11 protein-coding genes are annotated in these 13,613 nt (G+C 40.3%); 10 read left to right on the top strand and 1 reads right to left on the bottom strand.

The features are described from left to right. The first annotated feature begins 89 nt into the window (after positions 1 to 89). From lepA to acpS, 7 genes are all read left to right on the top strand, one after another. Positions 90 to 1,889 (top strand): translation elongation factor 4, encoded by a 1,800-nt coding sequence (gene lepA / locus RDV63_RS11675; protein WP_313909668.1) that lies wholly within the window; start codon positions 90 to 92, stop codon positions 1,887 to 1,889. Between the two features lie 13 nt (positions 1,890 to 1,902). After that, positions 1,903 to 2,829: a signal peptidase I gene (gene lepB, locus RDV63_RS11670; protein ID WP_313909667.1), complete on the top strand. Its 927-nt coding sequence runs from the start codon at positions 1,903 to 1,905 to the stop codon at positions 2,827 to 2,829. Between the two features lie 21 nt (positions 2,830 to 2,850). Continuing rightward, the gene (gene rnc / locus RDV63_RS11665; protein WP_313909666.1) at positions 2,851 to 3,525 is read left to right on the top strand and encodes a ribonuclease III; all 675 of its coding nucleotides are present in this window, start codon (positions 2,851 to 2,853) and stop codon (positions 3,523 to 3,525) included. Further along, complete coding sequence (gene era, locus RDV63_RS11660; protein WP_313909665.1) at positions 3,515 to 4,444, top strand: GTPase Era; 930 nt, start codon at positions 3,515 to 3,517, stop codon at positions 4,442 to 4,444. The genes rnc and era overlap by 11 nt, the downstream gene beginning before the upstream one ends. A gap of 11 nt (positions 4,445 to 4,455) precedes the next feature. Next, positions 4,456 to 5,136 carry a DNA repair protein RecO gene (recO, locus tag RDV63_RS11655; protein WP_313909664.1) on the top strand — a complete coding sequence of 227 codons (681 nt, stop codon included), beginning with the start codon at positions 4,456 to 4,458 and terminating at the stop codon, positions 5,134 to 5,136. Positions 5,137 to 5,215: 79 nt separating this feature from the next. Next, positions 5,216 to 5,950 (top strand): pyridoxine 5'-phosphate synthase, encoded by a 735-nt coding sequence (pdxJ, locus tag RDV63_RS11650; RefSeq protein WP_313909663.1) that lies wholly within the window; start codon positions 5,216 to 5,218, stop codon positions 5,948 to 5,950. Beyond that, a complete protein-coding gene (gene acpS / locus RDV63_RS11645) occupies positions 5,951 to 6,343 on the top strand; it encodes a holo-ACP synthase (protein WP_313909662.1) in 393 nt (130 codons plus the stop codon). It begins immediately after the preceding gene. 10 nt (positions 6,344 to 6,353) lie between these two features. Here the strand turns inward: acpS and barA are convergent, their stop codons facing one another. Then, complete coding sequence (gene barA, locus RDV63_RS11640) at positions 6,354 to 9,110, bottom strand: two-component sensor histidine kinase BarA (protein WP_313909661.1); 2,757 nt, start codon at positions 9,108 to 9,110, stop codon at positions 6,354 to 6,356. Positions 9,111 to 9,192: 82 nt separating this feature from the next. Here barA and rlmD point away from each other — a divergent pair, with 82 nt between their 5' ends. The 3 genes from rlmD to mazG are packed head-to-tail and all read left to right on the top strand — an operon-like array spanning position 9,193 to position 13,592. Further along, positions 9,193 to 10,524 (top strand): 23S rRNA (uracil(1939)-C(5))-methyltransferase RlmD, encoded by a 1,332-nt coding sequence (gene rlmD, locus RDV63_RS11635; RefSeq protein ID WP_313909660.1) that lies wholly within the window; start codon positions 9,193 to 9,195, stop codon positions 10,522 to 10,524. Positions 10,525 to 10,578: 54 nt separating this feature from the next. Further along, a complete protein-coding gene (relA, locus tag RDV63_RS11630) occupies positions 10,579 to 12,777 on the top strand; it encodes a GTP diphosphokinase (protein ID WP_313909659.1) in 2,199 nt (732 codons plus the stop codon). A 32-nt stretch (positions 12,778 to 12,809) separates the two neighbouring features. Further along, on the top strand, positions 12,810 to 13,592 hold the full coding sequence (gene mazG / locus RDV63_RS11625) for a nucleoside triphosphate pyrophosphohydrolase (protein WP_313909658.1): 783 nt from the start codon (positions 12,810 to 12,812) through the stop codon (positions 13,590 to 13,592). The last annotated feature ends 21 nt before the right edge of the window (positions 13,593 to 13,613 follow it).

Genomic DNA, 13,613 nt, shown 5'->3' with positions numbered 1-13,613 from the left:
ATTTTTTAATATAACCTGCGTTTTAATGGATGGTTGTGTCAGGCAACGTGCTACACCCACACTAAGACGCCCAAAGCTTTGCGGACAACATGCCTAAACTAAATCACATCAGAAACTTTTCTATTATTGCTCATATTGACCACGGTAAATCTACCTTATCAGATCGCCTTATCCAGTATTGTGGTGGCTTATCTGATCGCGAAATGCAAAAACAGGTCTTAGACTCTATGGATTTAGAGCGTGAGCGCGGTATTACTATTAAAGCCCAGAGCGTGACCTTAAATTATAAAGCTGATGATGGCGAAACTTATCAGTTAAACTTTATCGATACGCCAGGTCACGTTGACTTTAGTTATGAAGTTAGCCGCTCTTTAGCCGCCTGTGAGGGTGCACTACTTGTTGTTGATGCTGGGCAAGGGGTAGAAGCGCAAACGGTTGCTAACTGCTATACCGCACTAGATATGAACTTAGAAGTGATACCGGTTTTAAATAAAATTGATTTGCCGCAAGCAGACCCAGATCGGGTAGCAGAAGAAATAGAAGATATTATAGGTATTGAAGCCTTAGGCGCCGTACAATGCTCAGCTAAAACCGGCATAGGTATTAAAGACGTATTAGAAACTATCGTTAAAAAGATACCAGCACCTGAAGGTGATGCTGATCTGCCTACCCAAGCCTTAATTATCGATTCATGGTTTGATGCTTATCAAGGTGTAGTGTCCTTAGTGCGGATAAAGCATGGCTGCATTAAAACCAAAGACAAAATTAAAATTATGTCTACCGGTCAAGTGTACGATGCAGCGGAAGTAGGTGTGTTTAGCCCTAAAGCCACCAATACTGGTGAGTTACGCCAAGGCGAAGTTGGTTATATCATTGCCGGCATTAAAGAGATTAAAGGCGCACCCGTTGGTGATACCATAACCTTAGCACGCAATAGTGCTGAAAAGCCTTTGCCAGGTTTCAAACGTATTAAGCCACAGGTTTATGCTGGTATTTTCCCAGTATCATCTGATGATTATGAAGATTTCCGTGATGCCTTAGCTAAGTTGAGCTTAAACGACTCTTCGTTATTTTATGAGCCAGAAAGCTCAGGCGCTTTAGGTTTTGGTTTTAGAATTGGTTTCCTTGGTATGTTGCATATGGAAATCATTCAAGAACGCTTAGAGCGTGAATATGATCTAGATTTAATTACTACAGCGCCAACCGTTGTTTATGAAGTGCTGACAAAAGACGGTTCTACCGTAATGGTTGATAACCCAAGTGCTTTACCGGCAGTAAATGATATTGAAGAAATACGTGAGCCTATTGTTGAAGCGCATATTTTAGTGCCGCAAGAATATTTAGGTAATGTAATTACTTTATGTATTGAAAAGCGCGGTGTGCAAAAGAGTATGAGTTATCATGGTCGCCAAGTTGCTGTAGTGTACGAGTTGCCTATGGCAGAAGTGGTTATGGACTTTTTTGACCGACTTAAGTCAACCAGTCGTGGCTATGCCTCTTTAGATTATGCATTTAAACGCTTCCAAGTTTCTAATATGCAGCGAGTCGATATTTTAATTAACGGTGAGCGTGTTGATGCGCTAGCTATTATTAGTCATATTGACTTTGCTCAAGGCCGAGGCCGACAGTTAGCTGAAAAGTTAAAAGAGCTGATCCCACGGCAAATGTTCGATATCGCTATTCAAGCCGCTATTGGTAGTCATATTATTGCCCGAACAAGTGTTAAGCAGTTACGTAAAAACGTCTTAGCTAAGTGTTATGGTGGTGATATAAGCCGGAAGAAAAAGCTACTACAAAAACAAAAAGAAGGTAAAAAACGGATGAAGCACGTGGGTAACGTTGAAGTTCCACAAGAAGCTTTCTTGGCTATCTTGAAAGTTGGCAAATAATTAAGGGATAGACATGGCAGGTTACTTTGCAATATTTTTGGTATTACTGACATTAACTTGTGGCTTAATTTGGTTACTGGATGCTTGGGTTTTAGCACCAAAACGGCAACAACGTGTACTTGAAGCTAAGGCTGCTGCTAAAGGTGAGTTACCTGAAGTAGCAACCAATGAGCTATTAAAAGAGCCTTCTTATGTTGAAACGGCAAAGTCTATTTTCCCTGTGATTGCGCTAATAACAATATTTCGCTCTTTTATATATGAGCCGTTTCAAATTCCATCTGGCTCTATGATGCCTACTTTATTAGTAGGTGATTTTATTTTGGTAGAGAAATTTGCATACGATGTTAAAGATCCGGTATGGCGCAAAACGTTATACAGCAATAAAAAGCCAGAGCGTGGTGATGTAGCGGTATTTAAATATCCGCTAGATACAAGAGTAGATTATATTAAACGAATTATAGGCTTACCTGGCGACAGAGTTATTTACCGCAATAAACAGTTGTTTATTCAAAAAGCCTGCACAGTAGAGCAAGCTGAAAATTGTACTAATAAATTGGAAGTGGTAGCGTTAGAGTTAAAAAATGAAGGTGAATTCTTTCAAGGGCAATACCCTCAGCGTCGTTATACTGAAAAGTTAGGTGAAGTTAGCCATGATATATTGCAAACACCTATGCGTCCTGAACAAACCCAGATATTTTATAAGCAAGCGAACACTGAAATTGATGAATTTATAGTGCCTGAAGGTCATTATTTTGCCATAGGCGATAACCGAGATAATAGTGGTGATGGTCGTTTTTGGGGCTTTGTACCAGAAGAAAACTTAGTAGGTAAAGCGGTATTTATCTGGATGAGTTTTGAATTCAATGACGATGCTAACAGCTGGCTACCTCGCTGGGTACCGGTTGGTATTCGTTTTGAGCGCTTAGGGCCAATTCACTAATAAAACAGATAAGAGACCATGATGCAAAAAAGTTTAAAGCCATTACTGCTAAAGCTTGGCTATGAATTTACCAATCCTGATTTATTAGAGCAGGCACTAACTCATCGCAGCTGTAAAGGGCAGCATAATGAGCGCTTAGAGTATTTAGGTGATGCTGTGCTAAGTTTAGTGATTGCCGAAGCCCTATATAGTCAATTTCCCAAAGCCCGTGAAGGTGATTTAACCCGGATGCGGGCTATGTTAGTTAAAGGTGTAACCTTAGCTGAAATTGCTCAAGAGTTACAGTTGTCAGATTTTCTGCGTTTAGGACCAGGTGAACTTAAAAGTGGTGGCTTTCGCCGTGAGTCGATTTTAGCCGATGCATTTGAAGCTATTTTAGGCGCCATTTTCTTAGATAGTGGAATGTCTGCTTGTAAAGAGCGCATTTTGTTTTGGTTTGCATCTCGCTTAGCTGAAATTACGCCTGGCCAACAAAAAGACTCTAAAACATTATTACAAGAATATTTACAAGGCTTGCACTTAGATTTGCCTGCTTATGATGTTATTGCTACTCAAGGCGAGGCGCATCAACAAACCTTTACTGTAAGGTGTACTATTACGGGTATGCCTCCTTTTACTGCTACTGGTAGCTCACGGCGTAAAGCTGAACAAGATGCTGCCAATATGGCGTTGGAAAAAATATCTAATGACAGATAAACCTGCTACTTTTGGCACTGATAGTGAAGCGCCTACTTACGCTGCTTTAGTTGCGATAGTGGGGCGACCCAATGTGGGTAAATCAACCCTTTTAAACCAGTTAATAGGTCAAAAGGTTAGTATTACCTCAAAAAAACCGCAAACAACGCGGCATCGTATTGTAGGGATAGATACCCAAGCTAACTATCAAACCGTTTATGTTGATACACCGGGCTTACATATTGAAGAAAAGCGGGCCATTAACCGCTTAATGAATAAAGCAGCAGCCAGCTCTATATTAGATGTTGAGTTTGTTTTATTTGTTGTAGAAGGCACTCGCTGGACAGATGATGACCAAATGGTTTTAGAGCGTTTAATAGCAGCGAAAAAGCCTGTTATCTTAGTCGTTAATAAAGTTGATTTATATCGCGATAAAGATACCTTGTTACCTCATATGCAATGGTTAGCACAGCAGTTAAACTCAATAGGCATGGTGCCACTATCTGCAGAGACTGGTGACAATGTTGAAGCTTTACGCAGCTTAGTACAAAAACATCTACCACCTTGTGAGTTCTTTTTTCCTGATGACTATGTTACTGACCGCTCTATGCGATTTATGGCCGCTGAAATGGTGCGAGAAAAGCTAATGCGCTTTTTAGGTGATGAGTTACCTTATTCTGTTACTGTTGAAATTGAACGCTTTAAGTGGGAAGAAAAGCATTACCATATTGCTGCTTTGGTGTTAGTAGAGCGAGAAAGTCAAAAGCGGATGGTAATTGGTAATAAAGGTGAGCGGATCAAAACTATTGCCACTGAAGCAAGGCTTGATATGGCAGCTATGTTAGAGCAACCGGTATTTTTACAAGTCTGGGTAAAAGTTAAGTCGGGCTGGGCAGACGATGAGCGTGCGCTACGTAGCTTAGGTTACGGCGAAGATTAGTAATAGTTCGCGTGCTAGATAACCCTTTTATCCCAGGCTATATTTTGCACCGTCGTGCTTTAGCTGAAGATAAGCTGATTTTGCAGTTACTCTTACCAGAAGTAGGTCGAGTTTCTGCTGTGGTTCGTAAGCGAAATGCTAAGCAACGGGTGTCACTGCAGCCGTTTCAAGCTTTGAGTTTACAACTTGTAGGCCGAGCAGAATTAAAAACAGTGGCTAAAGTTGAAGAGTTGGCGCCTGCATTTAATTTACAGGGCAAAGTTTTATTTAGTGCTATGTATATTAATGAGTTAATTTGCCGAATTTGGCCAAATGATTTAGCAACAGAGCATCTTTTTAGCTTATATCAGTACAGTTTACAGCAATTAGCAGCTGTAACTGACACCCAGTTGCAACTAGAGCCTTGTTTGCGTCAGTTTGAGTTTTCGTTGTTAATTGAGCTTGGTATCGCCATTGATTGGCAAACAGATTACAGCGGGCAAGCTATTGTTGGCCAGCAAAGATACCAGTGGCTTAATGAACAAGGTTTTATGCCTGCTAAAACGGGTTGGCAGGGACAACATCTACTGAATATTGGTAATCAGCTATGGCTAGATCCTGAGACTAGACGCTGTGCTAAACAAATAAGTCGGGTTTTATTAGCCCCCTTACTTGGCGCTAAACCCTTAGCGAGTAAAGCACTTTTTAGTTAGTGCCTATTTCAATCTAACCAACCGCAAAGAATTTTAATAGAAACATAAATTTAATGACCTTAATGATAAGGAGTTTTGCATGCAACAGCCTATTTTTCTTGGTGTGAACATTGATCATGTTGCTACTTTACGCCAAGCCAGAGGTACTTATTACCCTGAACCCGTGCATGCTGCTTTAATTGCAGAGCAATCAGGCGCTGATGGTATTACGGTGCATTTGCGTGAAGACCGTCGCCATATTATTGATCGTGATGTTTTTGTCCTGAGCCAGACTATTGCCACCCGGTTAAACTTTGAAATGGCAGTAACGGATGAAATGCTGAAAATTGCTACTGAGGTTAAGCCCTATTTTGCTTGCTTTGTACCAGAGAAACGGGAAGAGTTAACCACTGAAGGTGGTTTAGATGTGCTAAGTCAAGCGGGAAAGATTGCTGATGCTATTAGCCAAATGGCAGAGCAAAATATTATTGTATCGTTATTTATCGATGCCGATAAAAAACAGATTGATGCCGCCGCAAAAGCTGGCGCACCTTTTATTGAAATCCACACCGGTAAATATGCAGAACTAACTGATGCTAAGTTGCAACAGGTTGAGTTGCAACGGATCCAAGAAGCTGCAGCTTATGCTGCCTCTTTAGGTATAACGGTTAATGCTGGTCATGGTTTGCATTATCATAATGTGCAACCTATAGCCGCTATTCCTGAAATATATGAATTGAATATTGGCCATGCCATTGTCTCGCGAGCGGTATTTTCAGGTTTAGCTAATGCCGTTTCAGAAATGAAACGTTTAATGGTAGAGGCACGCAGCTAAATGGCTATTGTAGGCTTGGGTACAGATATTGTAGAAATTGCGCGAATAGCTGCCAGCTTAACGCGCAGCCCAGGCTTAGTTAAACGGGTGTTAAGTGCTGCTGAGCAAGAGATATATCAGCAGCGGCTGGCCCAGAATGTAGAGCAAGCGACACGTTACTTTGCTAAACGCTTTGCGGCAAAAGAAGCCGCAGCTAAAGCCTTAGGTACTGGGATTGGCCGTGGTGTTTCATTTCAGCATATTCATATCAGTAATAATGAACATGGCGCTCCTGTACTTAACTTTACTGACTACGCAGCAGAATTGGCGCAAAACATGGCGGTAACACAAAAGTGGCTATCAATCACTGATGAACAAGCTTACGCTGCAGCCACCGTAATTTTAGAACGCTAAACACTCACCACTAAACACTAAAAGTCTCCGGCCATTGCTGATATTCATGCCATAAGGTATTTAACAAATCATCTAATTCAAATAGCTCGGGCTCTAATTTTTGTAGTGAAACTTGTTGTTTTAAACTAGTTTCAATTGTTTCAGCTAGACGCTTTAAGAGAGGTATCCCTGTATAACAACAGCCGCCATGTAATTTATGAATTTGATGCAATAAGGCTTCGCTATCTTGCTGTTTAATGGCATTAGCTATGGCTTCTTGGGTGGGCTTAATACTAGCCACTAGCATTGCTAGCATATCCTGCATTAAATTAACTTTACCATTGGCTTGCTCTAATGCCAGTGGCCAGTCAACTATTTTACTAGGCGGCCAAGATACGGTTGGATTTACGTTACTAGGAGCCGTGTTTAGTTTTTGCTGACAAAATTCTTGCAAAATATATTGCAACATCTTTTCATCCAAAGGCTTACTTAAAAACTCATCAAAGCCGAGCATTATTAGTCGTTCACGCTCGCCATCTGCTGTATGGGCGGTAACGGCGATGATAGGGGTATGTTCATTTAACGAACTTTGCCTAATACGCTGGCAGGCGCTAATACCATCCATAATAGGCATATTAATATCTAAAAATATAATGTCATAAAGATGTTGAGTCGCTTTATGCCAAGCTTCTGCGCCATCGCAAGCTGACTCTATATGCTCTACTTGCTCTGCTAGTAGGGTATTAATTAGCTTTAAGTTAGCTTCATTATCATCCACAGTAAGTACTTTTAATGCGGCTTTAGTTGGTAGCTCAGCTTGTGTAACGGGCGCTTTATGTTGTAAATAGGGGCTGGCTAACATCATGGCTAATTTGTTGAAGTGGGCAGGTTTAGATAAGCAAGCATCGGCGCCAGCATTAAGTAAGATTTCGCGAATACTAGGAGATAAGGTATTAATTAATAAGTAAGTATAATCACAATAAGGTTTAACTTGCTGCATAACGCTTATAATGTGATTAACTTGATTAATTGCAATAGCTTTACCAATGATTGCTATGTCGTAATGCTGTTGATTTTTTAATGCACTTTGCAATTGTGCTAGGGTGCTGCAAGTGGTGACATTTAGATGCCAACTTTGTAGTAGCTGTAACATGGCTTCACGTGAATATTGCTGCGGCTCGAAGTACAGTACACTTTTTTGTTCTAATACCGCTATAGGTAAAGTCTCGGCAATACTAAGTTGGTGATGGTTACACTTTATGGTAAACCAAAAAGTAGAGCCTTCTGCTTGAGCACTTTCAAAGCCAATTTTACCACCCATAGCTTTGACTAGACGCTGCGAGATCATTAGGCCTAAACCGGATCCAGACTGATGGCTGCTGGACTCTGAAGAGCCAAAACCATGAAATAATTGCTTTTGTTGCTCGGGATGAATTCCTCGTCCGGTATCTTGTACCGAACAATGCAGCATTATTTGACCATCACTTAAATAGTTACAGTTTACCCGAATAACAATGCTGCCATGATCGGTAAATTTAATAGCATTGCCAGCAATGTTTATGAGTACTTGGCTAAAGCGTTTAGGGTCAGCAATAATATCATCAGGGCATTCAGGCGCAATTATTAAGACTAACTCTAAGTATTTATCAAATGCATTGGCAGCCAGTAATTCAGTTGCATCATTTAGCAACTCACGTAGTGAAAAAGGCTCAGAATTAATAGATAGCCGGCCTTCTTCGAGCTTAGAGAAATCTAATACATCATTAACTAAGTGTAATAAGCTATTAGCAGACTTTTGGATTGTCATTAAATAATCATGCTGATTATTGGTTAATTGAGTTTTTAGCACTTGTCGCGTAAAACCAATTACTCCATTGAGTGGGGTACGTAATTCATGACTCATTTTGGCTAAAAACTCAGATTTTTGTCGGTTTTCTTCTAATGCTTTACGTCGAGCAAAGTCTAATTGCACGTTATGTACTTCTAGTTGCTCTAAAGTTTGCTGCAAATCACTGTTTGCTTGATCAATTTGTTGCTGCATTTCTTGTTCTTGACTAACAATTTGGGCACTTAATTGTTGTAAGCCTTGCTGCATTTCATGCAGTTCTTTAGCGGTAATTAAGGGGCTATTGCATTTGATTAATGGGGTGTTTTTAAGCTCATCATGATCAATAAGTTGTTGTAATTGCTTGTTCATCTCGCGGATGGGGTGATATAAGCGTTGCAAAATATAAAAGGCCGGCGTACAGCATATTAATAAGCATAAAATTAAAATCAGCACTAGGTATAAAATATAATTCTGTTGCCTCAGTTGTAGCTGATCTTTATGTAGATTTAAGATTAAATAGCCTAAGTTAGTTTGTTGGCCATTTTGTGTCGTTGTCAGTGGATGATAGAATAGTAAATTAGAGGTTGTTTCATTAAAAAAGCCATGCTCGGCTAATTGGTCTGGCTGTGTTAGCGGTAATGTCGCTGCGTTAAATTGCGGATTGCTATTATATAACAGCTTATTTTGTAGATTAACTATTGCAATACTATTTAATGAAGCAGAATTATAGCGATGGCTAGTGTCAATAAGCTTCTGTAAGTCTTGTTGGTTATTAGAAGCTAATAAAGAAGCAGTTGTTATAGCCAATGGGATTGCAATTTGGCGCGCTTGTTCAGTTAAAGAAAGCTGCAGTTCATGATAACGAACATAGCTAAAATAGCCGCCTGAGAATACACTAAGCAGCAGCGCAGGCAATAAGCTACAAAGTAGCAACCAAACACGTAATCTTATTTTTGTCATTAAACTCAAGTTTTATATTAAATATACTCAGGCAGATAATGACACAAGACACCGCAGTTGCCTATAACCAGATAGAGAACCTATGGTCAGCATTTACAAAGCAAAAACAAAACCAAGCCGAACCGGCAATCTTATTAACTTACAGATTGAAAGCACAGACTATGAAGGACAAGGAGTGGCCAGAGTAGGTAATAAAATTGCTTTTGTCAGTGGCGCTTTAGCCGGAGAGTTAGTGCAGGCTAAAGTGTTAGAAGATAAGGCTGGTTTTATTAAGGCTAGTACTACAGTAGTAAAGCAAGCCGCTAAATCTCGTATTAAGCCGCCTTGTTTGTATGCTAACCAGTGTGGTGGTTGTCAATTACAATATTTACCGCTCAGTCAGCAAGGGCAATTAAAACAACAAGGGGTAGAGCAGCTATTAACCCATCAGCTAGGTTTAAGCAGTCTAGCTTGGCAGCCCATGCTAGCTGTAGACAATACAGCCTATAGGCGTCGAGCGCGGATCGGGGTTTGGTATGATAAAAAACAAGGTAAATTTAGCATTGGCTTTCGTCAGGCCAATGCTAAACAGATTATTGATATCCAGCACTGTTTAGTGCTATCACCGGTTTTAGCACCAATATTTTCAGTTTTAGCTACGCAGCTGCCGTTATTGTCTAGTGTAACTGCGGTGACCCATGTCGAAGTAATTGATGCTGATGGTCAGGCTTATATTATTATTCGTCATGTGCAACCTTTAACCTTAGAGGATAAGCAGCGTTTTATTGAAGCATGGCCTAAAGCGATTTGGCTAGGCGAGAGTGCGCCGGGTGAATTTGTGCCTTGGCAAACCGAGCAGCCATTAAGCCAGCCTTATTACATGCTGAAAAATCAGGGCTTACGGTTAGAGTTTGGTCTAGATAGCTTTATTCAAGTAAATGCAGCAGTTAATCAGCTTATGGTAAATCAAGCTATGCAATGGTTGGCGCCAACGGCAACTGATACGGTATTAGATTTATATGCGGGGATTGGTAATTTTAGCTTGGCTTTAGCGCAAAAGGTAAAAGCAATACATGCTGTTGAAGGTATAGACAAGATGGTGCAACAATTGTTACATAATGCTACAGTAAATCAATTGGATAATGTTACAGCAACGCAAGCTGATTTACATTTAGCTTGGCCTAAAGCCAGTTGGAATACGCCTCAGTATAATAAAGTACTATTAGATCCTGCTAGAGCAGGTGCTAATGGTGCAATAGAGCAAGTAGTTAAGTTAAAACCGAAAACAATTTTATATGTGTCTTGTAATGCAGCAACATTAGCGCGTGACGCTAAAGTATTATTAAGTAGCGGCTACCGGTTAGATAAAATTGGCAGCATAGATATGTTTCCACACACTCGCCATTTAGAGTTAATGGCTTTGTTTGTACAATAATTTTAATTGTTTAGCTAAAAGTTTAGCCAATATCCGATTAAGAGGGATTGCAGCATGGTTAAGGTTCGTCTATCACATACCACGGCTTATAGTAGTGATGACACTCTAGCATGGTTAGGTTCATTAGGACTGACTGAAAAAAAAGTAACCGAGCTAATGGCTGCTGAAAGGTGGCTAAAGCAAGCTGATCTTGATGCATCTATCCCTGAAGTAAAAACTGGCTGGAGAATGGTAGAAATTCTGGCTGAGTTAAGAATGGATATAGACTCCTTACTTGCTGCGTTATTATTTCCACTGTTAGACGCTAAATTAATTGATCAAGAAACCTTAGCCAGCCAATTTTCAGAAAATGTTATACGTTTACTTAACTCAGTTAAGCAAATGGAGGCTATTCGAACTATACCTACAGGCCCAAATCATAGTGTTAATCCGCAACAAGCAGATAATTTACGTCGCATGTTATTGGCTATGGTTGAAGATGTTAGGGCAGTAGTGATTAAACTAGCAGGGCAAATTTGCTATTTGCGCCATGTTAAAGATGCTGATGAAGAAACCCGAGTATTAGCTGCTAAAGAAACTAACGCTATCTTTGCCCCTTTAGCTAATAGATTAGGCATTGGTCAGTTAAAGTGGGAGCTAGAAGATTTAGCTTTTCGTTATTTGCACCCAGTTTTATATAAACAAATAGCAGGACTATTAGAAGAGCGGCGCTTAGACCGCGAGCAATACCTGCAAGATTTTGTTAGTTCTTTACAGCAAAAAATGTCAGCTGAGCAATTAAAGGTAGAAGTACAAGGCCGACCCAAGCATATTTTTAGTATTTGGAAAAAAATGCAGAAAAAACAACTAGCGTTTGATCAGTTGTACGATATAAGAGCCGTGCGTATTGTCACAGAAAGAGTGCAAGATTGTTATGCAGCTTTAGGCATAGTGCATACTAGTTGGCGCCATTTACCTAAAGAGTTTGATGACTATATTGCTACGCCAAAACAAAATGGTTATCAATCCATTCATACCGTAGTTTTAGGGCCTCAAGGAAGAGTAATCGAAATTCAAATTCGCACTCAGCAAATGCATGAAGACTCTGAGCTTGGTGTGGCAGCGCATTGGCGTTATAAAGAGGGTGGTGCTAAAACGAAATCTGCTGCGAATGACGAAAAAATTGAGTGGTTGCGTAAGTTACTACAATGGCAAGAAGAGGTTGTTGATTCCGCCGAGCTTGTTGAAGAATTACGTAATCAGGTGATTGAAGATCGAGTTTATGTGTTTACGCCCAAAGGTGACATTGTCGATTTACCCTTAGGTTCTACCCCATTAGATTTCGCTTATTATGTTCACTCTAATGTTGGCCATCGTTGTATTGGCGCGAAAATTTCAGGCCGCATTGTGCCTTTTACCTATCACTTAAAAACCGGCGATCAGGTTGATATTCTAACCGGCCGTGAACCTAATCCTAGCCGAGACTGGTTAAACCCACACTTGGGGTACATTAAATCTAGCCGTGCTCGTTCTAAAGTGCAGTATTGGTTTCGCCAACAGGATAAAGATAAAAACTTGGCAGCAGGTAAAGAGTTACTAGATACTGAATTAACTCGCTTAAACTTGCAACTTGGCCAAGTACAAAAATTACTGAAACGTTTTAATGTAAATTCAATAGATGAGTTGTATGTTGGTATTGGTGGTAGCGATATTAAGCTAACCCAAGTGGTGCACTTTATCCAAAGTCAACACGACAAAACAGAAACCCCTGAGATAGACCCTCGACTAAACACTAAGCCTTTACCCGCAGCGCTAAAAGCTAAAAGCGATGTAGTAGTACAAGGTGTAGGTAACTTATTAACTCATACCGCTGGTTGCTGTCAGCCGCTACCAGGCGATGGTATTGTTGGCTATATTACGCAAGGCAGAGGAATTGCCATTCATCGTGATGATTGTGAGCAATTTAAGGCCTTGCAAGATAGCCATCCAGAACGAGCAGTAGAAGCTAGTTGGGGCGGCAAGTATGCTTCAGGCTATGAAGTGAATATTCGAATTGTTGCCCATGATCGCAGTAATTTATTACGCGACATTACTAATATTTTAGCCAATGAAAAAGCTAACGTGACTAAAATAAACAGCAGTTCTGATACCAAAGCGCAGACAGCGGTTTTAGATATGACATTAGAACTGTACAACCTAGATTCACTAAATAAATTGTTAAGTAAAATTAATCAACTAGAGGATATAATTGAAGCTAAACGTTTTACACATTAGTGTTAAAAAACAACCTAATAATGGACTTTAAAGTGGCAGAAAATATACCGCGCTTACTTAGTATTATGGCGAAATTACGGGATCCCAATACGGGCTGCCCGTGGGATTTAAAGCAAACCTATGCCAGTATAGTGCCTTATACATTAGAAGAAGCCTATGAAGTTGCAGATGCCATTAGCCGTGAAGACTTTACTGAGCTAAAAGATGAGCTAGGTGATTTACTGTTTCAAGTGGTGTTTTATGCCCAAATAGCCAAAGAAGAAGGCCGCTTTGAGTTTGATGACTGTGTTGCGGCTATTTGCGATAAGCTAGAGCGTAGGCATCCACATGTTTTTGCAAATAAAACACTTGCTGACTCTGATGCTGTATTAAAAAATTGGGAAGCCTTAAAAAGCACTGAGCGTAAACAAGTTGGTCAGCATAGTGTGCTGGATAATATTCCCCACGCCATGCCAGCCTTAAGCCGTGCTAATAAGTTACAAAAACGCTGCGCTACTGTAGGTTTTGACTGGCCAACGGTAGAAGGTTGCTGGTTAAAAGTAAAAGAAGAAATAGCCGAAGTAGAAGCAACTAGCCCAGCAAGCCCCGAGTTAGCCGAAGAATTAGGTGACTTAATGTTTGCTTTAGTTAATGTAGTACGTAAACATAAACTTGACCCAGAAGCGGTACTACGGGCTGCTAATAATAAATTTGAACAGCGTTTTCGTGCCGTAGAGCAGGCAATAACCGCGGAAAAGGGCAGTTTAGAGCAAGCAACGTTAGATGAAATGGAAGCCAGCTGGCAGCTAGTTAAGCAGCAGCTTAAGCCTGAATAAAATAATTAATTCAGAAAGCTG

Source organism: Rheinheimera sp. MMS21-TC3 (genome assembly GCF_032229285.1).
Taxonomy (GTDB): Bacteria; Pseudomonadota; Gammaproteobacteria; order Enterobacterales; family Alteromonadaceae; genus Alishewanella.
This window is presented reverse-complemented; position numbering and strand designations above follow the sequence as displayed.